25 protein-coding genes are annotated in these 24,251 nt (G+C 65.7%); 8 read left to right on the top strand and 17 right to left on the bottom strand.

Features of this window, described 5'->3' with window-relative positions; genetic code table 11:
• The first annotated feature begins 28 nt into the window (after positions 1–28).
• Positions 29–952 carry an SOS response-associated peptidase family protein gene (locus tag EV670_RS16385; RefSeq protein WP_130434130.1) on the top strand — a complete coding sequence of 308 codons (924 nt, stop codon included), beginning with the start codon at positions 29–31 and terminating at the stop codon, positions 950–952.
• A 34-nt stretch (positions 953–986) separates the two neighbouring features.
• Here the strand turns inward: EV670_RS16385 and EV670_RS16380 are convergent, their stop codons facing one another.
• Positions 987–1,394 (bottom strand): hypothetical protein, encoded by a 408-nt coding sequence (locus tag EV670_RS16380; protein ID WP_130434128.1) that lies wholly within the window; start codon positions 1,392–1,394, stop codon positions 987–989.
• A gap of 5 nt (positions 1,395–1,399) precedes the next feature.
• Positions 1,400–1,855, bottom strand: a complete 456-nt coding sequence (locus EV670_RS16375) for a hypothetical protein (protein ID WP_130434126.1) — start codon at positions 1,853–1,855, stop codon at positions 1,400–1,402.
• Positions 1,856–2,097: 242 nt separating this feature from the next.
• Between EV670_RS16375 and EV670_RS19015 the strand changes: the two genes are divergently transcribed.
• Positions 2,098–2,526: a YHYH domain-containing protein gene (locus EV670_RS19015; protein ID WP_423213590.1), complete on the top strand. Its 429-nt coding sequence runs from the start codon at positions 2,098–2,100 to the stop codon at positions 2,524–2,526.
• Between the two features lie 392 nt (positions 2,527–2,918).
• Here the strand turns inward: EV670_RS19015 and EV670_RS18900 are convergent, their stop codons facing one another.
• From EV670_RS18900 to EV670_RS16335, 6 genes are all read right to left on the bottom strand, one after another.
• A complete protein-coding gene (locus EV670_RS18900) occupies positions 2,919–3,188 on the bottom strand; it encodes a methyltransferase family protein (protein ID WP_242617019.1) in 270 nt (89 codons plus the stop codon).
• 444 nt (positions 3,189–3,632) lie between these two features.
• Positions 3,633–4,076 carry a thermonuclease family protein gene (locus EV670_RS16355; RefSeq protein ID WP_130434120.1) on the bottom strand — a complete coding sequence of 148 codons (444 nt, stop codon included), beginning with the start codon at positions 4,074–4,076 and terminating at the stop codon, positions 3,633–3,635.
• Between the two features lie 22 nt (positions 4,077–4,098).
• Complete coding sequence (locus EV670_RS16350) at positions 4,099–4,563, bottom strand: hypothetical protein (protein ID WP_130434118.1); 465 nt, start codon at positions 4,561–4,563, stop codon at positions 4,099–4,101.
• Entirely contained in the window at positions 4,560–5,462 is a 903-nt protein-coding gene (locus EV670_RS16345; RefSeq protein ID WP_242617018.1) for an HNH endonuclease, read from the bottom strand. The genes EV670_RS16350 and EV670_RS16345 overlap by 4 nt, the downstream gene beginning before the upstream one ends.
• A gap of 558 nt (positions 5,463–6,020) precedes the next feature.
• The gene (locus EV670_RS16340) at positions 6,021–8,258 is read right to left on the bottom strand and encodes a PriCT-2 domain-containing protein (RefSeq protein ID WP_130434117.1); all 2,238 of its coding nucleotides are present in this window, start codon (positions 8,256–8,258) and stop codon (positions 6,021–6,023) included.
• The gene (locus tag EV670_RS16335; protein ID WP_130434115.1) at positions 8,255–8,488 is read right to left on the bottom strand and encodes a hypothetical protein; all 234 of its coding nucleotides are present in this window, start codon (positions 8,486–8,488) and stop codon (positions 8,255–8,257) included. Before EV670_RS16335 ends, EV670_RS16340 begins: the two co-directional genes overlap by 4 nt.
• 525 nt (positions 8,489–9,013) lie before the next feature.
• On the opposite strand from EV670_RS16335, the gene EV670_RS16330 reads away from it, so the two are divergent.
• Complete coding sequence (locus tag EV670_RS16330) at positions 9,014–9,265, top strand: hypothetical protein (protein ID WP_130434113.1); 252 nt, start codon at positions 9,014–9,016, stop codon at positions 9,263–9,265.
• Here the strand turns inward: EV670_RS16330 and EV670_RS16325 are convergent.
• From EV670_RS16325 to EV670_RS16310, 3 genes are all read right to left on the bottom strand, one after another.
• Positions 9,262–10,545 (bottom strand): tyrosine-type recombinase/integrase, encoded by a 1,284-nt coding sequence (locus tag EV670_RS16325; RefSeq protein ID WP_130434111.1) that lies wholly within the window; start codon positions 10,543–10,545, stop codon positions 9,262–9,264. The genes EV670_RS16330 and EV670_RS16325 overlap by 4 nt on opposite strands.
• 330 nt (positions 10,546–10,875) lie before the next feature.
• Positions 10,876–12,822, bottom strand: coding sequence for a PhoX family protein (locus EV670_RS16315; RefSeq protein ID WP_242617017.1), 1,947 nt, complete (start codon positions 12,820–12,822; stop codon positions 10,876–10,878).
• 337 nt (positions 12,823–13,159) lie between these two features.
• Positions 13,160–14,278 carry a hypothetical protein gene (locus EV670_RS16310; RefSeq protein WP_130434109.1) on the bottom strand — a complete coding sequence of 373 codons (1,119 nt, stop codon included), beginning with the start codon at positions 14,276–14,278 and terminating at the stop codon, positions 13,160–13,162.
• A gap of 159 nt (positions 14,279–14,437) precedes the next feature.
• Here EV670_RS16310 and aat point away from each other — a divergent pair, with 159 nt between their 5' ends.
• Together aat and EV670_RS16300 are read left to right on the top strand one after the other, a co-directional pair.
• Positions 14,438–15,187, top strand: coding sequence for a leucyl/phenylalanyl-tRNA--protein transferase (gene aat, locus EV670_RS16305; protein ID WP_130434107.1), 750 nt, complete (start codon positions 14,438–14,440; stop codon positions 15,185–15,187).
• A 16-nt stretch (positions 15,188–15,203) separates the two neighbouring features.
• A complete protein-coding gene (locus EV670_RS16300; RefSeq protein ID WP_130434105.1) occupies positions 15,204–15,947 on the top strand; it encodes an arginyltransferase in 744 nt (247 codons plus the stop codon).
• A gap of 105 nt (positions 15,948–16,052) precedes the next feature.
• Here the strand turns inward: EV670_RS16300 and EV670_RS16295 are convergent, their stop codons facing one another.
• Both EV670_RS16295 and EV670_RS16290 read right to left on the bottom strand, forming a co-directional pair.
• Positions 16,053–16,694 carry a CoA transferase subunit B gene (locus EV670_RS16295; RefSeq protein ID WP_130434103.1) on the bottom strand — a complete coding sequence of 214 codons (642 nt, stop codon included), beginning with the start codon at positions 16,692–16,694 and terminating at the stop codon, positions 16,053–16,055.
• Between the two features lie 2 nt (positions 16,695–16,696).
• A complete protein-coding gene (locus EV670_RS16290; protein WP_130434101.1) occupies positions 16,697–17,404 on the bottom strand; it encodes a CoA transferase subunit A in 708 nt (235 codons plus the stop codon).
• 130 nt (positions 17,405–17,534) lie between these two features.
• On the opposite strand from EV670_RS16290, the gene EV670_RS16285 reads away from it, so the two are divergent.
• Both EV670_RS16285 and EV670_RS16280 read left to right on the top strand, forming a co-directional pair.
• Positions 17,535–18,149, top strand: a complete 615-nt coding sequence (locus tag EV670_RS16285) for a LuxR C-terminal-related transcriptional regulator (protein WP_130434099.1) — start codon at positions 17,535–17,537, stop codon at positions 18,147–18,149.
• A 102-nt stretch (positions 18,150–18,251) separates the two neighbouring features.
• Positions 18,252–19,028, top strand: coding sequence for a hypothetical protein (locus EV670_RS16280; protein ID WP_130434097.1), 777 nt, complete (start codon positions 18,252–18,254; stop codon positions 19,026–19,028).
• 37 nt (positions 19,029–19,065) lie between these two features.
• Here EV670_RS16280 and EV670_RS16275 read toward each other — a convergent pair whose 3' ends face one another.
• The 3 genes from EV670_RS16275 to EV670_RS16265 form a co-directional block, all read right to left on the bottom strand.
• Entirely contained in the window at positions 19,066–20,028 is a 963-nt protein-coding gene (locus EV670_RS16275) for a caspase family protein (RefSeq protein WP_242617016.1), read from the bottom strand.
• 199 nt (positions 20,029–20,227) lie between these two features.
• A complete protein-coding gene (locus EV670_RS16270) occupies positions 20,228–20,653 on the bottom strand; it encodes an acyl-CoA thioesterase (protein ID WP_130434095.1) in 426 nt (141 codons plus the stop codon).
• A 13-nt stretch (positions 20,654–20,666) separates the two neighbouring features.
• On the bottom strand, positions 20,667–21,449 hold the full coding sequence (locus EV670_RS16265) for an SDR family oxidoreductase (protein ID WP_130434093.1): 783 nt from the start codon (positions 21,447–21,449) through the stop codon (positions 20,667–20,669).
• Between the two features lie 139 nt (positions 21,450–21,588).
• Here EV670_RS16265 and EV670_RS16260 point away from each other — a divergent pair, with 139 nt between their 5' ends.
• Complete coding sequence (locus tag EV670_RS16260) at positions 21,589–23,274, top strand: electron transfer flavoprotein-ubiquinone oxidoreductase (RefSeq protein ID WP_130434092.1); 1,686 nt, start codon at positions 21,589–21,591, stop codon at positions 23,272–23,274.
• Between the two features lie 186 nt (positions 23,275–23,460).
• On the opposite strand, the gene EV670_RS16255 is transcribed toward EV670_RS16260, so the two are convergent.
• A complete protein-coding gene (locus EV670_RS16255; RefSeq protein ID WP_130434090.1) occupies positions 23,461–24,249 on the bottom strand; it encodes an enoyl-CoA hydratase in 789 nt (262 codons plus the stop codon).
• Positions 24,250–24,251: the final 2 nt, after the last annotated feature.

Raw genomic sequence — 24,251 nt, 5'->3', positions numbered from 1 at the left:
CTACCAGCCGGGGAGCTACGATGCGCCCATGTGCTACTCAGCCCAGATCGTCGCCGAGTGGAAAAAGTTCAAGCGCGTGTTCAAGGCGGACATCAGCCTGCTCGACTACTACGAGCGGTACTGGCTGCGATGCTCGGACCGCAAGATCAAGCTGCCGAAGTCGATGGAGGCGGCCTTCGCTGATCCTCAGGACGATGCCGAGCGCCGCATCAAGGCGGTGATCGACGAGTTCAACGCACAGCAGGCGGCCGAGTGGGAGCAGGAACTGTTCAAGCAGCGCAAGCGCCTTGCCGACGCCGAGCGCACCTTGCAGACCAAGACCACCAAGGCCGCCGTCGAGAGCAAGCGGATCGCGACCGACAAGGTCGACTGGCTGCTCGGCAAGCTGACTGACCTGCGCCGCACCGAACTCAAGGACCGCGACTCGCGGATCTTCCCCGGTTGGTATGCCCCCGTCATGGTGATCGAGAACGGCCGGCGCGTCGTCAAGCCGATGCGCTACCAGTGCCGGCCAGCGGGAAAGCCAGCCTTCTACGACGCCAAATTCCCGGGCACCTACAACGCTCGGCGCGACAACCTTGAGGGCTTCTGGAAAGGCCAGTTCGGCCACTCGCACGGGATCATGGTCGTCAATGCGTTCTACGAGAACGTGGATCGCGGTGGCAGCAATGCCGTGCTTGAGTTTCGGCCGCGCCCGACCCAGGACATGCTGGTCGCCTGCCTGTGGTCAAGGTGGTCTGCACCGGGGGAGCCCGACCTGCTGTCCTTCGCCGCCATCACCGACGAGCCGCCAGCCGAAGTTGCTGCGGCCGGTCACGACCGCTGCATCATCCCGATCAAGCCCGAGAACATCGACGCTTGGTTGAACCCCGACCCGTCCGACCTCAAGGCGCTGTACGCCATCCTCGACGACCGGGAGCGGCCGTACTACGAGCATCGCCTCGCGGCCTAGGCAAGAGCCCTCAAACCCAAAGCGGAGCGGCGAGCTAGAACGGCGCGGACGTCTTTGGCCAGTTACCGTAGTTGATGTCGGCCATCGTTTCCGGTTCAAACTGGCACAAGCCAAGCCATAGGCGACGCGCTTGGGCGACTGCGGCCTCCGGGATCACCTGGGCCGGCAGCGTGATCTGGCCGACGCGCGCGACGTAGCGATCGACCCACTGCGCTTCAGTCAGTTCGGACAGCGGCTCGCCGCGGTCAGCCGCAGCCTCAGGATCGTCCCCATTGGCGACTTCGATCGGATCCTTGTCCCCGTGTGCGGCCCAAAAGGCATGGGCCATCTCTTCGGCATCGTCGTGCGCGAGCCGGCAGTCAAGCTCCAAGATCCGGCGGGCACAACGGCCGATCCACTCGAATGAGTCCATAGCTAGGCGATGCTCCTGGATGAAGGCCACGACGGCTATCGATGCCTGTGGCGCGGGTGGCTCGGAATCGGCTTCCGCGGTCCGACGAACTCTGCCACGTGTCGACTGAACGCGCGGCTTCGTTCGGCGTCTGCGACCCATTGCTCGGTGAGTTCTGCCTCACGCCGCAGCGTCTCGTGCGTCACCAGTTCAAGCAACCAGCTTTGCTGGTAGTGCGCCTTCTCGGTTACGTGACCGGTGCCGATCTCGAAGCCGGTCAGCGTCATCCTGTTTTCGATCACCGCGACGATCTGCACGTCGCGTAGCGGAGGCAAGGCGTCGATCACCTGGCCGTCCTGCTCACGCCTGAGCCTGGCTGTTCGCACCCATCGGTTGAGGTCTGGGTCATGCGCCTGTTCCACGACGAGCCGCCCGCGCGCAAGTGCAGCGTGGCGCATCCAATTGGGAAGGATGGCGCCGTTTCGGCGCGCAGGGATCGCATCGAACAGCACATGCTGCCCTCAGGCTGCCGATGGGATGCCCTGGCGCAGCCAGGCAACTGCTGCGTCTTCAGGCTCCAGCGCTCGCAAGTGTTCTTGTAGCGACAAGTCGCGTGCTGTGTCGGCGAGTTCAACCTCGTCGGCTCGTGGCCACTGCTCACGTAGCCTCATTGCGCATCTAAAGATCCACTCCAGCGTGTCCATTGATTCACCTCCAGTACTGTACGTTTATACAGTATAGAAGCTACAAGGAGATGAGCAATCGTGACGCCATCCGAGGGCAAGCCCTACCGAAGCACGCCTCCCTCCGTAGGTACCGTTCTGCCAGGGATGGACAGAACATGAAGCTTCAATTCTTCGTTGCAGGCCTCATCGCTTGCGTGAACATGGCGACAGCACATGCGCACGGCGGAGGCCTCAATTCCGATGGATGCCACAACAACCGCAAGACGGGTGACTATCACTGCCACCGAGCACCAACCCCAGTCGTGCAGCCGGTATCGCCAACACCTCAGCAACCGCACTTGCCGGCAGTTCACAACCCGCCGGCTGCGAGTCAAGTAACAGCGCAACCTCGCGCCGACCAGGTTCAGACAGTCAACGGTCAGCAATGTTTCGTTGGACCCCGCGGTGGCACCTACACCATCACAGCGAGTGGTCGCAAGAACTACAGTGGTTGTTAGTTGCCGTCTGGCGCGCTTTGAGCCATTTGGGGCCGTCCCGTTGGGTCTTGCAGCTGTGCCATGGGCGCCACCAGTCGCGCCGTCACGTGCCGTTCGCGCCGCCGCCACGTTTGGGCATCGCGGGCCTCGTGCACCCGCGCAATAGTCCGACGAAGGCCGTCCTTGCCTAACCTGAGCGCCGTGGGCAGCATCTGACCGAGTGACCTTCACCGACCAGCAACTGCAGCGACGCGTCGGCCTCATCGTGCGCATCAACCAGCGAACGGCAACGCTCGACTGCGAGAGCCAGACTTGGCGCGTTGCCTTCGGCTTGCTTCACCACCTCGTAGAGTCTCGGATAGTGGTAGCGGCTGCGATGCTGGACGACGACGCGCACGCAGCGTTCTTACCACCTACCCGCGCCATGGGGTGATGCGCGGTAACCATCGCCTCACGTTCGCCCGGTAGCGCTTGTACTCGTCGGCGAACTGCTCGCCCAGCGCAGGCTCTTCGTAGGCGACAACGAACAAGAAGAATCCGGCCCACAAGATCGCGCCGTACTCCAGCACCGTGACGCTCCCGAACAGGAGGCCCTGGCCGGCGATCAACGCCGTGACGGCGACGTACATCGGATTGCGGACGTAGCGATAGAACCCGGTGACGACGAGGCGCTTGGGAGGCATCACGGGCGCAGGTGTGCCGAGGCCCATGCAACGCGAAGCGAGCGAACGAATCGAGCAAGATGGGCAACCCGGCGACGATCAGGGCGGCGCCGAGCACGCGCGCGATCGGGAATAGCGGAGGCGCGAAGTGCCAGTGCGTGAGGTACCAAGGGACGTACACGGCGAGCGTGCCCGGAGCGATGACCAGGAAGATCGCTGAACCGATGATCGCGGCGGCGCGCTGCACGATAGGAGCATCCAACCTCGTAGACGTCTGACGCGGCTCAGTCAACAAGGGCCGTCGTCGGACAATCGCGCACCCGTTGTGGCCGTTGCACGTGAATCGGTGTGGGCTCAAGCGGTGGTGGCCAGAGCAGGAAAGCAGTCGCGCCGACTACGGAGACGCATGTGCGCGAATTCGTCCAAGTACCACGCTACCGGCGATCGACGATGGGGAGGCCGCCTCTATGGGCGCTCGCGCCGCGCGTTGCGCCACTCCCAAGGAGGGATTGGCTGGGGGTCACTCCACAGGCCCCGGCGAGCTGAACGAGCATCTTCTTGCACCGAGTACAGCAATTGATCGCCAACGTACTTGTCGTAGACCCAGGCCATGCCCGCCCGCACCTGCTCGACATTGGCATCACGGCCACCGCATGCAACGTGCGCAACGGTGCGGCCGTAGCGATCAGTGGTCTGTGGAACGACAACTGCCGACCGATTGAAGCAGAGGTCAGACAGGTTGTGCTTGCTTCGCTCACCGAAGGCCTGAGCCTTCTCCGGCGCATCGATCTCAGCAAGCCGCACCTTGATACTTGTCGGTCCAACAGGTGTTTCACAGCGAACCGTCAACGTATCTCCGTCAGCGATGCCAACCACTAAGCATGCGATGAGGACTGCGGTCGCCGCCATGGTCAGCCAGTGGAACCATGTTTCATAGAGGATTCAGTGTTGGCCTCATGCCGAAGACCACGCCAGCTCGGCACTCTCGCTCAAGAGCGAAGGCCTCCCCACTCGAAGTGACGACTGTGAACTGATAGTCAAGGCGCTCGCGGACATAGTGCTTAGTCAGGGCATCCAGATTGAGATCTCCGGACTTGAAGCAATGCAATTGGTCATGCGAAAGGGCCGGGATGACGAGCCGGTTGGCGACGTACACGCAAAACTGATCGCCACTCAATCGACCTGAGGCGTGGCTGGCAAGTCGAGTACAGAGGCCATAGCGTTGCTTGTTTGAGGACACCACCACCTCGAACTGCCTCCCTGACATGCCGCAATAGATCAGCTCCTGGCCCTCCCAGATCGCATAGACCCCTGCAGCAACAGCAGGAACATCGGCACAAGGCCAGTCGGCGAAGCGATGCCTCTGCGAAAACCTCGCGAAAAGCTCAGTCTTCATGAAGGCAACTGAGGACTCTCTCTGCTGGTCAGCCATTCAACTAGTCGCAGATTCAACTTGGGGCCCTCCCGGCCACAATGAACGTTGCGATGACAGGTTGGACACAGGGCTGCAACGTGGCGCGGATGGTCAATGCCGCCGTCTGAAAGACGTGTGGTGTGGTGCGCCTCCAAGTACGGTCTGCCGTCCAATCCAACGAACGGTGCTGGGGTCGCGCACCCCTCGCATCTGCCATTTGCACGCATGAGCACGTAGGTGCGTACCGCTCGGCTTCGTTGATAGACCGTCTGCACCGCCGCGTTGCCCGCCAATCCCTGAGCTCCAGTGCAGGCCTCTACAGCGCGTTGTCTAGCTTCAGCCAACGAACCAGGAGCAGGCGAGGCCGGCGCCGACGTGTCTGCCGCCTGGTCGAGTTCCGCCCCGACAGGAAACAGGTGGAAGACGATGATGTTGCGATCGTTGCCGTTGCGGTCGGCGCCTCTTCTCGTTGAGTGATTCGCCAACACGAACTCGCCGATGTACTTGTGCCGCTTCCCCTTGCCGAGAGACTCGAACAAATGCAGGGCTCGCCCGTCCTGCGCGTGGTCGCGAACAGCGCGATTTCCGGCCTTGAACTCCATGTCTCCAAGCTGGCCTTCACCGCAGTACGAGAACACTCCCGCTGAATCGAACCCGTCGCGGTAGCCGTACTGCTCACCGGAGTCACCGGTGAACAAGAAGATTGCTGGGCATACGGCCGATGAAGAAATGCCGCTCTGCCGGCTACCACCATAGTTCAGGTGAATGTCATCTCGTCTCCCGTACTCGACTCCAACGACGAACTGCGGAATCTTCCCCACGAGCTTTGCAGCGACTGTTGTCATTAACTCCCCCGACTGGACGCTTGGTTGTTGATTCACATCCTACTTGTCGCCCTCGCAAGTGCTTAGGCTCAATGCGTCAGTTATTACCGGCACCGGCCTGTTTGACACTTAGCACCGGGTCATCGGGTCTCCATCCAGTGACTCCCTGCCAACGCGTGACGCGAGTCGAGTCATGGACGCCAGCGCGGCGCGTGTGGCAATCCTGTTGATAGGCAATCAGGTTCCCAAGTCCCAAAAACTCTCGTCGAGCAGGCCTCTTCGCCCCCGCGGGGCTCGCTGACGCCTCGGGGCCCCCGGCGCGTGATAAATCGCAGGGTCGAGCGCCCGACGCGCCCACGAGCGCGCAGCGCACCGCGAGGTGCGTCGCCACTGCTAGCACGTAGGCGTAGGGCTCGGCGCCTCGCAATAGCGGTAGCTCCGCGATCTCGGCCAGGGCGTGCCGCGTGGCGATGCGGTCAAGGGCGCGTTGTGCAAGCTGTTCGTTTGTCATGACTGTTTCTGCACGGTCGTCTCGCCGGGCCGTAGGTGCTGTCGGTGAAATCGGTGAATAACCATTCCCACCGGAATATCTGTAACTGGTGCCTTCCATGTCAGTTACACCTTCAACCTTCCGGGTGGAACTTCACCGACTTCACCGATTCCACCGATTCCGCGAAGAGCCCTCGCGGCTCTCACCTGGTCCGAATAGGCAAGATCGGCCCTGCTGTAGACCGACTGGCGTCGACCCCCAATCACCCAGGCGCCGTCCTTTGCGTCGGGGTTGCGAACAGGCACGTAGCCAACGCGCTCGAACTTGTGCGGCAGGGAGCGCCGATGCTTGCGGTCGTTCAGTTCGTACGCGAGACCCGACGTGCCGGCGACATCGACGAGGTCGCTCAGCGTGAAGGCGTCGCAAAATTCGAGAGCACCGATCGCGTCCCGCAGTTCGTTGCTCTCGGGTGCTTCTCCGGCAGCCACCATCACCCAAAACGCGGGCGTCTTCGGCGGTGACGCCTTCGGGTTGAATCCCGACAGGTCGAGCGAGCGGAGGTAGGCTGCGACGTTCGCAGCGCCACCGTCGTCGAGCCAGGCCCACAGCCAGCGCCAGTAGGCGTCGCCGAACTCTTCCTTAGTGCGGTCCGACCATGCGACGTAGTGCCGTCGGTCATCCGCGGGCAGATACAGGCCGTCGCTGCGATGGTTCGTTGTGATGACGAGACCAAGCACGTTGACGACGTAGTGCTCGCGCAGGTTCTTCTCGTTCACGCGGATCACATCTGGGGGCGCAGCAATGTAGGTTTTCGTCCCCTCATAAAGCGCATACCTGCTCACGTCGCCGAGGTCGCGTGCTTCGCTCAGCCGCACGACGACTGCCTTTGCCCATCCGTTGAAATTGCCGAGCACCTGCTGCGGCCCGATGTCCTGCCAGTTCCACGCGCCAACCGCGCGTTTCACAGGTTCGAGCAGAGTGTCCTTGCCGATGCCGGGCACGCCACCCAGAACTAGCGCGTGGTTCAGTTTCTCGCCGGGACGCTGGACTCGATGCGCGAGCCATCTCTCGATGTGGTCGGCATCCTCGGGGTACACGGCGCGAAGGTGATCTCGCCAAGGGGCCACTTGCAATGCATTGCCCTCAAACGGCTCGGCCTCGCGGTAGAGATTGAAGACTCGAACGCCGTCCTTGTCGACGACACCGCCGTCGAACACCGCGCGGTTCTCAATGATCTCAGAAGCACCAGGCCACCAGGTCATCTGCTGCAGCGATCGATGCTTGTCGAGCCAGTCCGAGGGCCTGATCGGCTTCCCGTTCACCGGGTTTGTAGGCCAGTTCTTGACGTGACCATTGACCGAGCCGCCCGGCCACAGTTCGCGAGTAGGAACGAAGAGGTAGTTGTGCTGCGGCAAGTAGGCCCAGAAGTCTTCCAGTTCCGGATTGACCGCGCGCTGTTCCTTCGCGGCCTTGAGCACCCATGCCATCGAGCGCGGTTGCCCGGTGTAGCGGCCGAAGCTGGCCCACTTGCCGGTGATCGTCTTGTCGGCCGCGGGCTTCGCTCCGGTGTTCGACCATGCGCGAAAGAGCGCGAGGCCCTCGTCGCTGCCGTCGAACTCGTGGTGCAGCGCCTGGCCGACGCCGAGCCAGTCGTCATAGCCGCAGTCGGCGCTGACGCCTTCGAGCAACCGGCGCGCGTCGTCGATCGAAAGCCCGACCTTCGGCGACACGCTCAGCAACCAATCGGCGTCATCGTCGCCCGTTGCGCCAGGCATCGCTGCGGCGCCGAACCGCTGCGCGAACAGGGCGCGCACGGCCGGCGTGATCGGTGCGAGCGTGGTGTCGTTGCCGAACAGTTCGCAGTCAGGGAGCACGTTGCCCGTGACCGTGACGAACCCCGAGGTGCCGAACACCTCGACCTCGAACTCGCCGGGCGCCGGGTCGTTGTTCTTGCGGCTCGGCAGGCTGCCCTTAAAGAACGCGCGAACGCCTGTGCCGCTCGGGCTGAACTCGGCGTAGGTGCCGTCGACCAGGGCGGCCACGCGGGGGTCGATGTCGCCGCCCGCGGCCACGCGATCGAAGTCGAGCGCGACGACGCCGAAGTCGGGCAGGATCGCCAGGCCGAGGCCGCTGTACCCGCCCTTCGCGCATGCGCCGGCCGCCTGGTCGAACGTCGCAAGCTGCGCGCGGTCCTCTTCGGTGCCGTGGTTCTTGCGCGGCTTGCCGCTGACGTAGTACGGCACTTTGCGCAGCTTCGACTCGCCGGGCAGTTGCACCAGGCGCCACACGAGCCAGCCCTTTAGGGCCTTCAGTTCTTCGGGGAGCGTGGCGGGCGGGCGGTATCCGGTCGCGGCGGCCGTCATGCTGTGGCTACCCCCACAGCGCGTCGAGACCGAGAGGTCGTCGACGCTTGTCCGCCCTCTTCCATCGTGGCAAGTGCTTCGCGAACGCGATCGATGTTGTAGCGGACGGCCGTGCCGATGCGGAAGAACGGAATGAGCCGCTTGGTGCGACGATCCTTGCGCAACCAGGGGACGGACATGCCAATGGCTTGAGCGCAAGCGCGCTCATTGACGGCAATCTGATTAGTCATGGGACGGAGTTCTGGAACCCCACCGCCCCCGCCCATGCACGGGCGTGTTCACTCGCGTCTTCGATAGGCGCGGTCGGCGGTGTGTCGACCAGCAGTCCTTATCGCGCGCCCGGTAACTCCACCGGGTGTGCGTATCACATTGCGTGACTCGCAATGTGATCCGATCGAGCGAATCACATTGCGTGACTCGCTTTCGCGCTCAGTATCGCAAATGCGAACCGGTGTGGCAAGAGCGCCACCCGCTTTTCGCTGGCAAACGGGGTGCACACGGACTGCACATGAAGTGCATCACGAGACCAACTTCTTTGTGGTCGCAGGCGCGTTTCGCAATTTCGCAAACTTTGCGATAGCCCCGCACGGCGATGGGCGATCGTTGCTCGGTCCTGCGGTGGCATGGGACAGTCCTTGTGTTCGCGGCGCAGTTCGGCGCCACAAACAAAGCGGCCGATCGGGTGCGCTAACACCCAATCGGCCTGACCGTAGAACTACCCCATCGCACGAGGTAATCCATTGGCTACTTGCATCTTGGCATCGACCGCATCATTCGAACAAGCCCGCCTGCAGCGAGCGTTGCAACACCCGTGCTTCGCCGACCTCGTCAGCATGGAATTCGAGCACGGGCCGGCAAAGCGCGCCGCCACGCTGCGCGAGCGCGTGAGCATTGCGATTGACGCCGCTGTCTACGACCTGGCCGACGCCGACTCGGCCGATCTACTGCTCGACGACGATGCGCACCTTGCGAAGTGCCGCAGCGCGCGCGTCGAAGCGTTTGCCTAGCCTTCGACGACCGACGTTTGCTCGACAAAGTCCGCGACTGCCTGCCACCCGGCGCGCAGTTGCGCTTCGCTCTTGCCGATGTAGCTGGCGCCTGTCACGTCGCCAACGTCGGCGTGGTTGACCATGCGCTTGACCGTGTACGCGCTGACCAGTTCCTCGGCGACGCTGGCGAAGGTGTCTCGCAGTTCGTGCCCGGCCACCGCGACGCCGGCCGCACGGTTGATCGCCTGCAAGGTCTTGCGGGGGTCCATCACGGGAAACAGCGCGTCTTTCGGTTTCTTTCCTTCGGCGTTGCGCGAGGCAATGGCGAGAGCCTGTTTCGAGAGCAACAGCACGTGCGACGACCTGTTCTTTGTGTCGGGTAAGACGATCCGACCAGCCGCAGCGTCGAGGTCCCGGACACGAATTGGCGGGTTGCCGAAGTCGTCGCCCAACACCTCGACGCCACGCGTTCCAGTGAGCAGTCGAAAGCGGTAGTAGTCCCCGGCGACCGCGCTGCCCCCGATCTCTTCGCTGCCCGCCTTGCAGGCTGCGCGCCACCACGCGCCGAGACGCTCAGGCGGTATCGGATTGGGCTTGCCCGCAGCCTGGCGCAAGACGATGCGATCACGGCCGGCGACATCCCTGCTCAGCGGGTTGCCGGGTATCTTGATGCCGTGCCAGTTGAGCACGGCTCGGAGAACCTGCATCGCGTACACGGCACGGCGCTCGCCGCGATCCTGAAGCGACGCGTGCAGCTTGCGCATGTCGTCAGCGGTGATCTTTGCCAGGGGCTTCTGTGCGAGGACGAACAGTTCACCGTCCACCTTCGGCCGACCCGTCTTAGTGGTGCCCCCTGGCTCGATCATCGCGAGGTAGTCAGCCTTCGTCCGATCCTTGAGCGGCAGGCCATCCTTTCCGCGGCGCTTCTTCTCGACGTAGCTGCGAAGGCTCGTGTCGAGCGTCAGTGCATCGGCCGCGGCCTCGTCCTTGATGGCGCGGCGCTCCTGACGCCGTTCGACCGCGCGATCCACGCCCTGCTGCAGTTCGCTCGAAACGTCGACCTGCAGCCGGCGCGCGGCTTCGCCTGAGATCGACGCCGGCCCTGACGCCTTTCCGAGCGTGCGCCGGACCGTCTTGCCGTCTAGACGCCGCTCCGCAATCCAAGCCCTGGCACCGTTGGATGTGATCCGCACGCCGAAGCCAGGTGTCTTCGGGCACCAGTGAAGCTCGTAGCCCTTGTCGGGCATCGGGAGCGCTCGCGCCAGGGTGTCCGTTAGTCGTCGATCGAGAGTTGGCATGAGTGCGAATCTTCCATGTAGGCAACCGTGTAGGCAGAAAGCATACCAACACGTATCGCGTGGAAGCTAGCAATATCAAGCCTTGCCTAGGGGAGCCCGCGATCTGTGGTTGCCTGATTCGGCATTCTACCGGACTGTTAATCCGTAGGTCCCTGGTTCGAGCCCAGGTCGAGGAGCCACAGATATCGTCGAAAGATCAAGGCCCTGGCGCAATGCGCCAGGGCCTTTTTTTGTTGGCGCGGCGCCAAAGCGCCTGCTTGGCACAAGTCGGCACAACAGAAGATGGACCAAGCCAGCCCTCAGAAAGGACTGACCGTGGCATGACCGCCCTCAGGTTCCGATCACGCCTCCATCAGCCCTTCTGATCGCAATCGTCGCCGACCTTGGCCGACCTCCCGCCTCTCCGTCGGGCCAGGAACTGATCGCCTTGGGCTTGCCCGGATCATTGCGCCCGGGATGCGGCAGGGGTGCCTCGCCGGGGTGCTGGATGTTGACGAACATCGTGCGCAGGTCGGGCGTGAGCTGCACCGCCGTCACCTCGCAGCCGACCGGGCCGGTGAGGAAGCGCCGTACCTCGCCGGTCGACGGGTCGGCCGCAACCATCTGGTTGTTGCCGATGAGCTTCCAGTCGGCGTGCGCCATGTTCTGCGCCGACGAGTCGGTCTGGATCCACAGCACGCCGCGCTGGTCGATATGGCAACCATCGGGCTGGGCAAAGGCCACGCCGCCCTTGACGTTGCCACGCTTGAGCGCGTCGGCATGCGTGGGCTCGCCGGCCTGCAGAAAGACGTCCCAGGTGAAGTTGGTGGAGGCGGCGTCGCCGGCGGCCTCGCGCCAGCGCACGATGTGGCCCATCAGGTTCGGCGCACGCGGGTTCGCGGCGTCGGCGCCCAAGGCATTCGGCTGGTGCAGCGGCTTGCCGGTGCCGCGCGCGGTGTTGTTGCTCAGCGTGACGTAGACCTCCTGGCTGCGCGGATGCACGGCGATCCACTCGGGGCGGTCCATGTAGGTGGCTCCGGCCACGTCGCCCGCGGTGCGGGCATCGATGACCACCTCGGCCTGGGACGCAAAGCCGCGCTCGGCGGTAAGGCCGTTCTTGCCCTGCGTCAGCTCGATCCACTCGCCGCTGCCATCGGCGTTGAAGCGGCCGGCGTAGAGGGTGCCTTCGTCGAGGATGTCCTTGTTGTCCGCGTAGCTGCCGCCCTTCACGTAGGGACGCCTGCTGACGAACTTGTAGATGTGCTCGAACTTCGAGCGGTAGTCGTCGTCTCCCATGTAGTAGACGACGCGGCCGTCCTTGGCGATCGACAGCGCCGCACCCTCGTGGGCCATGCGACCCATCGCGGTGTGCTTGACCGGCTCGCTCGTCGGGTCGTACGGATCGAACTCGACGATCCAGCCGAAGCGGTTGGACTCGTTGGGGTGCTTCACGGCGTCGAAGCGCGCGTCGTGCTCGTGCCAGCGGAAGCCCCAGCCGTCCTTCGTCGTCGGGATGCCGTAGCGGTCCTGAAGCCGCGGGATGCTGCCGGAGTCGTTGACGAAGTAGGCAGTGAAGTTTTCCTCGCAGGACAGATAGGTTCCCCAGGGCGTGTAGCCGTTGGCACAGTTCTGGAAGGTGCCACGCACGCGGGTGCCGGTCGGGTCCTCGGTGGTACGCATCAAGGCATGGCCGGCCGCAGGCCCCTTGATGAGGAACGGCGTGTCGGCGGTGATGCGCCGGCCGTAGCGCGAGTCGGCCACGGTGCGCCAACGACCGCCTTCGAACCTGGCTTCGTAGACGCCGAGGCCATGCGCGTTCTTGGACTTCTGCACCTTCTCCGCCGACCAGGTGGCCATGCCGTCGGTGGTCAGCAGGTTGTCGTCGGTGTACTCGTAGTTGATGCCGATCAGGCCGTGGGTGGATGAGCCGGACCCCTTGGGCAACGGGAAGTAGTGCATGCCGTCGTGGAACATGCCCGACTGCATGGCCTGCTCCGCGGCACTCTGGCTCGCGTCGATCTTGAAGGCTGGCGCACCGGCCATGATCGGGTCGCCCCAGGCGTTGACCACCTGCCACGTGTAGCCCTCCGGCACGACCACGGTGTCAGCGCGAGAGATCGGGATCGAGGTGAACCCGATCAGCGGTCCTGTCGGCTCTGCTTTGGGCGTGACGCCGCAACCGCTCAGAAAGCCCAGCGCGGCCGCACCGAGCGAGCCCCCGAGCAACTCGCGACGCTTGATACGCGCCGCCACAAGGTCGTCGAACACATTGGATCCGGGGCGCTCGGTATCGGGCATGTCGTCCTCCATATCCTGTGCCAATGAACGAGGGCGGACCGCTCAACCGCTTGAGCTCAGGCTAGGGCCGTCCAGCTTGTCGTCAATCGGGGCCGACGATCTGCTGCGCCGCAGCGGCTGCGGAGCGCGGTGACGCGCACCTCCCTGCGTCTGCGCATTCGCCAGGTTCTTGTCCCGCTGCATCGCGTCGCTCCACAGCTTGGCGAGGCTGAAACACGCTGCAGCCTGGACTGCTTGACCACGCACGAGTTCAAGCACCAACGTCACCCCGCTGCCGACCGAGCCGTCATCCACGATCGACGGGCTCGAAAAAGCCCAGCGGGTCGCGTCAGCGCCGCTACACGGCGCGGCTCTCAGGTCCGCCTCCGCTGCGCTGCAGGATCTCGACGGCGTAGGCCGCCAGGAAGAACGGCACGAGGAATTCCTTGTACTCGGACACGTCCCACAGCCGCACCGTGCGGTAGCCGAAGGCAAGGTGCGCAGCCTGCGTCGCGACGCAGATCATCGCCATCAGCAGCGCCCAGCGCGCCAGCGACCGGTTGCTGTGACGGCGCCGCCATGCGGTGGCCAGCAGGATGAAGACGGTGCAGAAGAAGGCGAACTGCGTGAACGAGACGTTCCACAGGTCGTAGCTGAAGGCCGCACTCAGTGCCGCGGCCACCATCAGCGGCTCACTTGCCGTGAAGAAGGCGAACATCGGCTGCCGCGCCAGCGCCGGAATGCGCGGCACGAAGAAGGGCCAGGCCGTCAGCAGCAGGAAGGCGCCCAGGTAGTAGGCGTTCTCGGCTTCGTCGGTGACGAAGTTGTGCAGATTGGTCTCGCGCTGCAGGTTGTGCTCGAGAAAGACCTCCGGGCTGCGGATGCCGAAGATGCGCTGACCCCAGGAGATTTCCTCCATGCCGATGAGCAGGAACGCAACGGCCAGCGCCACCGCGCCTCGCACCAGCCAGGCGCCATGCTGCCGCTTCGCTCGGTGCAGTCGCCAGGCGCTCAACGCCATCAACGCCGCGGAGGCGAAGAGCAGCATGGCCGAGGCATCCTCGATCGGTCGATCCTCCCGGCCGGCCTTGTAGTAGTACTGCGGCGAGATCAGGAACAGCGCGACGAACAGCAGGTCGATCATGAGGGCCGCCAGCAGCAGGCGACCGGGTCCTGGCCAGGTCGCCGAGGCCGGCGTCCGCGGCCAGTCGCCGGAAGCGCCGGCAGCCTGGTCGGGCACGGCAAAGCCCCAGACCAAGGTCCCGGCAGCCAGCGCCAGCAGCAGCGATCGCAGCAGATGGGGATTGTCGAAAAGTGGCCTCCCCTCGGCCAGCAACGGCTGGCCCAGGATCCGCAGGTCGATGACCCAACACAGCACCAGGAGGAGCAAGGCCAGCGCGACGGCATCGATCCGGCGGCGGCTGGTCGACGGAAGGTGCATGCCGGCCGTCAAGGCGCCGCTACGAACAGGTGGCATCGGAGACCCCGGTGATGCGCGCTGGCGCGGGGGCGCCGACACACAGGGTTGTGACAGTTTCATGACATCGTCACAAACCGGGTCAGGCCATCGCAACCCCTACCTCGGAAAACCAGGCACCTCGGCGAGCGCGGATCGAGCAGACCCGACAATGCCGGCGTGATTGCCTGGCTCGACTCCGACCGCAGCCCCTTCCCCGACACGGCATTGGCACTCGGCCTGGACAGCGAGGCGCCCGGCCTGCTGGCCGCCGGCGGCGAACTGACGATTTCCCGCCTGAGCGCCGCCTATTCGCGCGGCATCTTTCCCTGGTACGGCGATGGCCAGCCGATCCTCTGGTGGAGTCCCGACCCGCGCATGGTGCTGCGCACCGCGGACTTCAGGCTCTCGCACTCGCTGCGCAAGACCGTGCGCCGCTTTGCCGCCGATCCGCGCTGCGAACTGCGCATCGACCGCGCCTTCGAGCGCGTGATCGAGGCCTGCGCCACCACGCCGCGCGATGGACAGCGCGGCACCTGGATCGTGCCGGAACTGCGCCGCGCCTACGGCCGCTGGCACCGGGCCGGTGCAGTGCACTCCTTCGAGACCTGGATCGGCGGCGAACTCGTCGGCGGTCTGTACGGCGTCAACCTCGGCCGCATGTTCTTCGGCGAGTCAATGTTCGCGTATGCGACCGATGCCTCCAAGATCGCGCTGGCCGGCCTGGTGGCCTTCTGCCGCGCCAACGGCATCGACTGGATCGACTGCCAGCAGAACACGCCGCACATGGCCTCGCTCGGCGCGCGCGAAGTGGCGCGCATCGACTTCGAGGCGCACCTGGCGAAGACCGTGCGGCTTCTGCCGCCAAGGCGCTGGTCCTATGATCCGTCGCTATGGGCGCAGCTTGCAGTGAACGCGCCCGCCGCATGAAGGCCGCGCCCGCACCGTGACCCATCCCAAGGAACTCCCGCTCGCGTCGCTGCAGTTCTATGCCACGGCGCCCTACCCTTGCAGCTACCTGCCGGGGCGGCTGGCACGCTCGCAGGTGGCGACGCCGAGCCACCTGATCCACGCCGACGCCTATTCGGGCCTGGTGGCGGGCGGCTTTCGCCGCAGCGGCATGTTCACCTACCGACCCTACTGCGACGGCTGCCGCGCCTGCGTGCCGCTGCGGGTGCCGGCGGCGAGCTTTGAGCCGACGCGCAGCCAGCGCCGCGCCTGGCAGCAGCATGCGGGCCTGCAGGCGCGGGTGCTGCGGCTGTGCTTCCTGCCGGAGCATTACCAGCTCTACCTGCGCTACCAGGCCGGGCGCCACGCCGGCGGCGGCATGGACCACGACTCGATCGACCAGTACACCCAGTTCCTGCTGCAGAGCCGGGTCAATTCACGGCTGGTGGAGTTTCGCGAGCCGGCCGCTGATGGCGGCCCCGGGGGCGCGCTGAAGATGGTGTCGATCCTCGACATCCTCGAGGACGGCCTGTCGGCGGTCTACACCTTCTACGCCCCCGAGCCGCGCACGAGCTACGGCACCTACAGCGTGCTGTGGCAGATCGAGCAGACGCGCCAACTCGGGCTGGCCAACGTCTACCTGGGCTACTGGATCGGCGCCAGCCCGAAGATGGCCTACAAGGCGCAGTTCGGGCCGAACGAAGTGCTGGTCGACGGCGAGTGGCGGCGCAATGAACAATGAACGCTCGCCGTGCTTTGCATGAACAATGAATGAAATGCAAACGGGGCCAGCGGCCCCGTTTTTCATCGTTCATGGCTCACGGCGAAGCCGTGGCCGTTTCATCGTTCATCCCACCAGCGGCACGCCGGTCTTGGCCTGGACTTCCTCGCGCGTCACGCCGTCGGCGAGTTCCACGAGCTTCAGGCCCTGCGGCGTCACGTCCATCACCGCGAGGTCGGTGATGATGCGGTTGACGACTCCGACGCCGGTCAGCGGCAGCGTGCAGGCGGGCAGGATCTTGAGATCCTCGCTGCCGTCCTTCTTGCGCGCCACGTGCTCCATCAGCACCACCACGCGCTTGACGCCGGCCACCAGGTCCATCGCGCCGCCCATGCCCTTGACCATCTTGCCGGGGATCATCCAGTTGGCGAGATCGCCCTTGGCGCTGACCTGCATCGCGCCGAGGATGCTGAGGTTGATCTTGCCGGCGCGGATCATCGCGAAGCTGTCGTGGCTGCCGAAGATGCTCGAGCCCGGGATCGTCGTGACGGTCTGCTTGCCGGCGTTGATGAGGTCGGCGTCAACCTGGTCCTCGGTCGGGAACGGACCGATGCCGAGCATGCCGTTCTCGCTCTGCAGCCAGACTTCCTTGTCGGCCGGCACGAAGTTCGCGACCAGCGTCGGAATGCCGATGCCGAGATTGACGTAGAAGCCGTCCTCGAGTTCCTGCGCCGCGCGGGCCGCCATCTGGTTTTGAGTCCAGGCCATGATCAGGCTCCCTTCGCTTCGGTGATGGTGCGCTTCTCGATGCGCTTCTCCGGATGGGCGTTGACCACGATCCGGTGCACGTAGATGCCGGGCAGGTGGACGTCGTCCGGATCGATCTCGCCGGTCTCGACCAGTTCCTCGACCTCGACGACCGTGAGCTTGCCAGCCATCGCGCAGGCCGGGTTGAAGTTGCGCGCAGTGCGGCGGAACACCAGGTTGCCGCTCTTGTCGGCCTTGTGCGCCTTGACCAGCGCCACGTCGGGCACCAGGGCACGCTCCATCACGTAGGTCTCGCCGTCGAACTGGCGCGTCTCCTTGCCCTCGGCCACGATGGTGCCGACGCCGGTCTTGGTGAAGAAGGCCGGGACGCCGGCACCGCCGGCGCGCAGTTTCTCGGCCAGCGTGCCCTGCGGCGTGAACTCGAGCTCGAGTTCGCCGGCCAGGTACTGGCGCTCGAACTCCTTGTTCTCGCCGACGTAGCTCGAGATCATCTTCTTGATCTGGCGCGTCTCGAGCAGCTTGCCGAGGCCGAAGCCATCGACCCCGGCGTTGTTGGAGATGGCCGTGAGGTTCTTTGCGCCGGAGTCCTTGAGCGCCTCGATCAGCGCCTCCGGGATGCCGCACAGACCGAAGCCGCCGACGGCCAGCAACTGGCCGTCCTTGACGATTCCCGCCAGCGCCGCCTCGGCGCTCGGGTAGACCTTGTTCATGGCGCTTGTCTCCTTGCTTGAGGGTCAGACCTGCGGAGGCGCACCGGCATCCGCAGTCCTTCAATTTGCCATGAAGCGTACTACGTACACAGCTACGTAGAATCGCCTAAGCACAGCCAAGCATGGTCAAGTGAACAACGCCCGCAATCGCCTCCTCGCCCCGACCGCGGCTTTCGAGCCCGACTACCGCACCGCCTTCGAGCTCGCCCCGGTGGGTCTGGTGGTCTCGCGCCAGCGCGTCATCGTCGACTGCAACGAGGTACTGGCCCAGATGTTTCGCAGCACGCGCGATGCGCTGATCGGCGAGTCCTTCCAGGTGCTCTACCCGAGCTTCGACGAGTTTGAGCGCACCGGCGAGCGCATCGTCACCGAGCTCCTCGACGACGGCCGCTACGCCGACGACCGCATCATGAAGCGCAGCCCCGGCAATCCGGCCGGCGAGCTCTTCTGGTGTCATGTCGCCGGCCGCGCGCTGCAGCGCGACCTGCCGCACGCCGCCGGCATCTGGAGCTTCGAGGACCTGTCGGCCCGACGCCCGCTGACCACGCCCGGTCGGGCCGGCCTGACCGCGCGCGAGCGCGAGGTCGCCGCGCTGCTGATCGAGGGCCGCACCAGCAAGCAGATCGGCAAGTCGCTCGGCCTGAGCCATCGCACGGTCGACATCTACCGCGCCCGGCTGCTGCGCAAGTACGCCGCTTCGACGACGCCGGAACTTGTGCAGAAGCTGCTCGCCGGACGAAGCTGAAACCGTGCGCCGCAAGGCGACGGCACTCGTCTCAACTAGGGATGCGTGGCCTGCGACGCGCGTGCTTTGATCTTCGCTTCTCGAAGCTGCCGAGGAGCCCTCATGAAAAAGGTGACTGCCGAGAGCGCACGTGCCTACGTGGCCGATGCCGACCTGCCCGCCGCACCGCCGCGCATGCGCGGCGACCCGGCACCGACCGCCACGCTCGCGCTGGAGGCCGGCCGCGCGCAGGCGGCGGTGGTCGGCTCCGAGGTTGTTTCCTTCGCCGCCGACGTGGCGCCGGAGTGGCGCCAGGACCTGATCCACAGCTCGCTGCTCGCGCAGCTGGTGGCCAAGAAGCGGGTTCCGGATGCGAGTCGGATCTTCGAGCGCTACGACGCGCACTTCGACGTGCTCAAGAACGTCGGCTGGGTGATGCTCAAGGAAGACTTCGCGATCTATACCGAGAGCGGCCAGAACTTCGAGGCCCACAAGGCGATCGTCAACGTGGCCGCGATGCTGCTCGGTCCGGCCACCTCGTCGCTGGCGCTCGTGACCGGCACGCTCGACGCGCTGCATTCGATGGATGCCTCGAGCCCGTGGATCACGCTGTTCTCGCGCGAGAGCCAGAGCGCGCAGACCGCGAGCTTCCAGATCAGCCTGGCCGAGACCGCCGCCGACGGTGGCATCGTGGTCTCGCTGATGGCCTTCGGCCTGGAGGCGCGCACCGGCATGACCCAGGTGCTGTTCTTCAAGGCTCGCGCCAGCGAGGCCACGCTGCGCCACTGCTCGGCCAAGGTGACGATCGACACCCACGTGCTGGCCAGCGCCCGCGAGGGCCTGAAGCAGCGGCTGGCGGCGCACACCAACCGCTACATCATGGCCTTGCCCGAGATCTGAGCGCGGCCCGGCGCACGGCCCAGAGTTTGGCCCGCCGCTAGAAGCTGAACGGCGGCTCGAGCAGGAACTTGCTCGCCGTGCCCATCGTGAACAGGTTCGGCGTCTGCACCGCCGGCATGCCGGCCTTGATCGTGGCGTGGAACTGGGCGTAGTTGCCGCTGAAGCCGCCGTTGTTCCAGACCGTCAGCATGCGCTCGGTGAAGGCACCGTTGTGGTCACCGTCGTAGGAGCTCTGGTTGTCCTGGCAGCCCGAGATCAGGATCACGCGCGGCTTCATGCGCCGCGCGATCTTGGTGAGCCTGGCACTGGTGGCAGCCACTGCGGCAAGCGCCGCGTCGGGGTCGACGATGCCGGCCTTCTCGGAGGCGGCGGCGACCCCCTCCTGCAGCTTGTCGTAGAAGCGCCGGTTGTCGCGGTAGGTGCGCAGCGCCACCGCCGCCGGCATGGCCTTCGAGCGCATCTCGGGCGGCGTGACGCCCGCCTGCGGTGGTCCGGCGCGCACCACCGAGCCGCTGTGGCAGCTGTCCGAGAGCACCAGCACCTTCACGCCGGTGATGAAGCTCGCGAGTTCCAGGTAGAGCTCGTCGTCGATCAACTGGCCGTCGTAGAGGCACCAGGTCTCGTCGAGCTTGTCGTCGCGCTCCTCGCCCGAGACATCGGGCACCTGGCCGCCGTGGCCCGAGTAGCTCAGGAAGAAGAAGTCGCCGCCATGCAACTGCTTGGCGGCGGCACGGATGGCGTCGAGCACCGCGCTACGGGTTGCCTTCTTGGTCAGCAGCACGGAGGAACTCATTCCGCGCTCGGCCGCGAGGGCCGCCATGTCGTTGGCATCGAACTCGCAGGCCTGCAGCGGGCCGCTCCAGCCGCCGTAGTGGCTGGCGCTGACAGTGTTGAGGCCAATGTGCAGCCCGATGCCGCGCCGCTTGCGGGCCGCGCCCTTGCTCATTGCCGCTTCGGTCTTCCTGGCCGCCTTCTTCGCCGCCTTCTTCGCAGTTGCCATGTTCGTCTCCTCGTAGAGGCACCGACCAGGCCGGGCGGCGCCTCGAAAAGAATGCGCCGCCAGAGGCGGACGCGGCAAGCGTCAACTTGGGGATGCGGAGCAAGGCCGATCGAGCCGGCCGCGGGCGGCGTTCAGCCTGATCCGGGCAAGGGCCGGATGCGATGAACCGCCTCGTGCTGCCGAGCCCGGTCGACCGGCCTCATGCGCCGCTGCGCTGCCGGAGCCAGTCCGGCAGCGGCACCGAGCGCTGGCTCGGGAAGTCGACCCAGACCAGCTTGGCGCCACCCTCGGCGTAGATCGTGCCGGGCTGGTCGACACGCTCGAGGGTGACGTAGGTCTCGAGGCTGCTGCGGCCGGCCGCGCCGACGTAGTGGCGCGCGATCACCTCGCCCGGGTACTCGAGCTGCCGGATGAAGTTGCAGTAGGCGTTGACGATCACCGGCCCCTCGCCCTTCGGGTTGGGGCCGCAGCCCATCTCGTCGAACCAAGCGATGCGCACGATCTCGAGGTAGCGAAAGTAGAGCGTGTTGTTCAGGTGCCCCATCGCGTCCATGTCACCCCAGCGGATCGGGATGCGAACCTCGTTGGTGAAGCGCTTGTCGGCGGGCAGTTCGAACCTCGGCATGTCGGCCCGCTCCTCAGACGCTGAAGCCGTCGTCGGCCTGGATCACCGCGCCGTTGATGAAGTGGCTCTCCTTGGCGCACAGCATCAGCAGCGCGGTGTCGAGGTCCTGAGGCTGGCCGACGCGCTTGCGCGGCAGCATCTCGACCAGCTTGCGGCCCTGCTCGGTGCTCCAGTGGTGGTGGTTGATCTCGGTGTCGATGTAGCCGGGACAGATCGCGTTGACGTTGATGTCGTAGCGGCCCCATTCGAGCGCCATCGCCCGCGTCATGTGCACCACCGCGGCCTTGCTCATGCAGTAGACGCCGATCTGGCCCAGCACCTTGAGCCCGGCCATCGAGGCGATGTTGACGATGCGCCCGCCGGTAAAGGTGCCCGGTGCCGCGCCCTTGGCGCGCGCGATCATCCGCTTGCCGACCTCCTGCGCGACGAAGAAGGCGCCGCGGGTGTTGGTGTCGAAGATGTGGTCGTAGTCTTCCTCGCCGACGTCGGTGAGCTTCTGCGTGGTGCTGACGCCCGAGTTGTTGACCAGGATGTCGATCGCGCCGACCTCGGTCTCGGCATGCGCCACCGCGCTGCGAATGCTGGTCATGTCGGTCACGTCCAGGCCGACCACGTGGGCGTCGCCGCCGGCGCCCTCGATCTCGGCGCGCAGGGTCTTGAGCCGCTCGACGCGGCGCCCGGCCAGCACCACGGCCGCGCCGGCCTGGCTGAGCGTGCGGGCGAACTGCGCGCCCAGGCCGCTGGAGGCGCCGGTGATCAGGGCCACGCGCCCCGACAGGTCGATCGAATAGCTCATGCTCGCTCCTCGTTGCGCGAATCACGATAGCACGCAGCCCCGGCTCGGCCACCTATCGAACGATCGTTCTATTTTGTTGTCCGGCCCTCTAGAATGGCCTGCTTTTTCTTCGCCCAACAAGAACCAGAGGCAGCCCGAGATGACACCGCAAGCAATCCTTGAACAGTACGGTCCGCGCGAGTCGATGGAGTACGACGTGGTCGTGGTCGGCGGCGGGCCTGCAGGGCTGTCGGCGGCGATCCGCCTCAAGCAGCTGGCGGCCAAGCAGGAACGCGAGTTGTCGGTCTGCGTGCTCGAGAAGGGCTCCGAGCCCGGAGCCCACATCCTCAGCGGTGCGGTGATGGACCCGCGCGCGATCACCGAGTTGTTCCCGAACTGGAAGGAGCTCGGTGCGCCCCTCAACCAGCCGGTGAGTGGCGACGACGTGCTGTTCCTCAGCGAGACCGGCTCGCGCCGCACGCCCGACTGGCTGGTTCCGGGCTGCTTCCACAACGAAGGCAACTACGTCATCAGCCTCGGCGCGGTCACCAAGTGGCTGGCCGAGCAGGCCGAGGGCCTGGGCGTCGAGATCTTTCCCGGCTTCGCCGCGGCCGAGGTGCTCTACAACGACGATGGCTCGGTCCTGGGCATCGCCACCGGCAACCTCGGCGTCGGCAAGGATGGCGAGCCGACCGGTGACTTCCAGCTCGGCATGGAACTGCACGCCCGCTACACCTTCTTCGCCGAAGGCGCGCGCGGCCATCTGGGCAAGCAGTTGATCGCCCGCTTCAAGCTCGATGCCGACAAGGATCCGCAGAGCTACGCGATCGGCGTCAAGGAACTGTGGGAGGTCGACCCCACCCGCCACCAGCCCGGCAAGGTGGTCCACACCGCCGGCTGGCCGATGGACAGCAGCACTTACGGGGGCGGCTTCCTCTACCACCTCGAGGGCAACAAGGTCACGCTCGGCTTCGTCACCGGGCTGGACTACCAGAACCCCTGGCTCAGCCCCTTCGAGGAAATGCAGCGCTGGAAGACGCACCCCGCGATCCGCAGCGTTATCGAGGGCGGCAAGCGCATCGGCTACGGCGCGCGCGCGATCACTGCCGGCGGCCTGCTGAGCCTGCCCAAGACCGTGTTCCCGGGAGGCGCGCTGATCGGCTGCGACGCCGGCTACCTCAACGCGGCGCGCATCAAGGGCAGCCATGCGGCGATCAAGACCGGCATGCTGGCCGCCGAGGCCGCCTTCGAGGCGGTGGCCGCCGACCGCCGCCACGACGAACTCGTCGCCTACCCGGCGGCCTTCGAGAAAAGCTGGCTGTTCGAGGAGCTCGACGCCTCGCGCAACTTCAAGCAATGGTTCAAGAAGGGCAACACCATCGGCACGCTGATGACCGGCATCGAGCAGTGGCTGCTGCCCAAGCTCGGCATGAAGTCGGCACCGTGGACCATCCACCGCACCGAGGCCGACCACCAGCGCCTGAAGCCGGCCGCCGAGTGCGCGCAGATCACCTACCCCAAGCCCGACGGCAAGCTGACCTTCGACCGCCTGAGCTCGGTCTTCATCAGCAACACCAACCACGCCGAAAACCAGCCGGCACACCTGACGCTCAAGGACGCCAGCGTGCCGGTCACGGTCAACCTCACCCAGTACGCCGGCCCCGAGAGCCGCTACTGCCCGGCCGGCGTCTACGAGTTCGTCAAGAACGACGACGGCGAGGAGCGCCTGCAGATCAACGCGCAGAACTGCGTGCACTGCAAGACCTGCGACATCAAGGACCCGACCCAGAACATCGTCTGGGTCACGCCCGAGGGCGGCGGCGGGCCGAACTACGCGGGGATGTAAGAGCCGAAGCGAAGGGCGAGGGGCCCCCGCAGGGGGATCGACCAGCGCAGGCGATGGCGAACGTTGAGGGCTCAATGCCCGAAACGTGAGAGGTGGCGCAACTCGGTTCTGCAGCGCGGGGATCGACAGCGGAGGCGATGGCGAGCGCTGCGGGCTCGATGCCCGCAGTGCGAGAGCCGGAGCGCCTCAGCCCCAATCCGGCGCCCGCTTCTCGATGAAGGCCTGCACCCCCTCGAGCGCGCTCGCGTCCATCATGTTGCAGGCCATGGTTTCGGCGGCATCGGCGTAGGCCGCGTCGATGCCGGTCTCGAGCTGGCGGTAGAACAGATGCTTGCCGAGCGCGATCGCCTCGCGCGGCTTGGCGACGATGCTCGCGACCAGCCCCTCGATCTCGGCATCGAGGGCCTGCGGCTCGACGACGCGGTTGACGAGGCCTCGCTCGCGCGCCTCGGCGGCCGAGATGAATGCCCCCGTGACCAGCATCTCGAAGGCCGCCTTGCGCGGCACGTTGCGCGACAGCGCCACGCTCGGCGTCGAGCAGAACAACCCGAGATTGACGCCGCTCACCGCGAAGCGTGCGTCAGTCGCGGCCACGGCGAGGTCGCACATCGCCACCAGCTGGCAGCCGGCGGCGGTAGCAACGCCTTGCACCCTGGCGATCACCGGCAGCGGGAGCCGCTGCAGCGTCATCATCATCCGACCGCACTGCGTGAACAGCTCGCGGTAGTAGTCGAGGGACGGCTCGGCGCGCATCTCGCGCAGGTCGTGACCGGCGCAGAAGGCCTTGCCGGCCGCGGCCAGCACGACGACGCGTGCACCGGCGTCGCCGGCGACTGCATCGAGCTCGCGCTGCAGCGCCTCGAGCAGCGCCTGCGACAGCGAGTTGAAGGCCTGCGGCCGGTTCAGCGTCAGCCTGATCACGCCGCGCTCGTCGCGCTCGTGCAGCACCAACGCGTCGGTGTCGATCGCATTCATAT

This window comes from Rivibacter subsaxonicus (genome assembly GCF_004217215.1).
Lineage (GTDB): Bacteria > Pseudomonadota > Gammaproteobacteria > Burkholderiales > Burkholderiaceae_C > Rivibacter > Rivibacter subsaxonicus.
Note: the sequence above shows the minus strand (reverse complement) of the source record. Positions and strands in the feature narration are given on the sequence as shown.

What these genes read in the sequence shown, in the direction of transcription:
- EV670_RS16255 (WP_130434090.1), bottom strand. Translation starts at nt 24,249, where the DNA reads ATGAATGCGATCGACACCGACGCGTTGGTGCTGCACGAGCGCGACGAG.
- EV670_RS16310 (WP_130434109.1), bottom strand. Translation starts at nt 14,278, where the DNA reads ATGCCACCTGTTCGTAGCGGCGCCTTGACGGCCGGCATGCACCTTCCG.
- EV670_RS16355 (WP_130434120.1), bottom strand. Translation starts at nt 4,076, where the DNA reads ATGGCGGCGACCGCAGTCCTCATCGCATGCTTAGTGGTTGGCATCGCT.
- EV670_RS16340 (WP_130434117.1), bottom strand. Translation starts at nt 8,258, where the DNA reads ATGACGGCCGCCGCGACCGGATACCGCCCGCCCGCCACGCTCCCCGAA.
- EV670_RS16385 (WP_130434130.1), top strand. Translation starts at nt 29, where the DNA reads ATGTGCTACTCAGCCCAGATCGTCGCCGAGTGGAAAAAGTTCAAGCGC.
- EV670_RS16325 (WP_130434111.1), bottom strand. Translation starts at nt 10,545, where the DNA reads ATGCCAACTCTCGATCGACGACTAACGGACACCCTGGCGCGAGCGCTC.
- EV670_RS16275 (WP_242617016.1), bottom strand. Translation starts at nt 20,028, where the DNA reads ATGGCAACTGCGAAGAAGGCGGCGAAGAAGGCGGCCAGGAAGACCGAA.
- EV670_RS16350 (WP_130434118.1), bottom strand. Translation starts at nt 4,563, where the DNA reads ATGAAGACTGAGCTTTTCGCGAGGTTTTCGCAGAGGCATCGCTTCGCC.
- EV670_RS16315 (WP_242617017.1), bottom strand. Translation starts at nt 12,822, where the DNA reads ATGCCCGATACCGAGCGCCCCGGATCCAATGTGTTCGACGACCTTGTG.
- EV670_RS16265 (WP_130434093.1), bottom strand. Translation starts at nt 21,449, where the DNA reads ATGAGCTATTCGATCGACCTGTCGGGGCGCGTGGCCCTGATCACCGGC.
- EV670_RS16290 (WP_130434101.1), bottom strand. Translation starts at nt 17,404, where the DNA reads ATGAACAAGGTCTACCCGAGCGCCGAGGCGGCGCTGGCGGGAATCGTC.
- EV670_RS16280 (WP_130434097.1), top strand. Translation starts at nt 18,252, where the DNA reads ATGAAAAAGGTGACTGCCGAGAGCGCACGTGCCTACGTGGCCGATGCC.
- EV670_RS16260 (WP_130434092.1), top strand. Translation starts at nt 21,589, where the DNA reads ATGACACCGCAAGCAATCCTTGAACAGTACGGTCCGCGCGAGTCGATG.
- EV670_RS18900 (WP_242617019.1), bottom strand. Translation starts at nt 3,188, where the DNA reads ATGCCTCCCAAGCGCCTCGTCGTCACCGGGTTCTATCGCTACGTCCGC.
- EV670_RS16270 (WP_130434095.1), bottom strand. Translation starts at nt 20,653, where the DNA reads ATGCCGAGGTTCGAACTGCCCGCCGACAAGCGCTTCACCAACGAGGTT.
- EV670_RS16335 (WP_130434115.1), bottom strand. Translation starts at nt 8,488, where the DNA reads ATGACTAATCAGATTGCCGTCAATGAGCGCGCTTGCGCTCAAGCCATT.
- EV670_RS19015 (WP_423213590.1), top strand. Translation starts at nt 2,098, where the DNA reads ATGAGCAATCGTGACGCCATCCGAGGGCAAGCCCTACCGAAGCACGCC.
- EV670_RS16295 (WP_130434103.1), bottom strand. Translation starts at nt 16,694, where the DNA reads ATGGCCTGGACTCAAAACCAGATGGCGGCCCGCGCGGCGCAGGAACTC.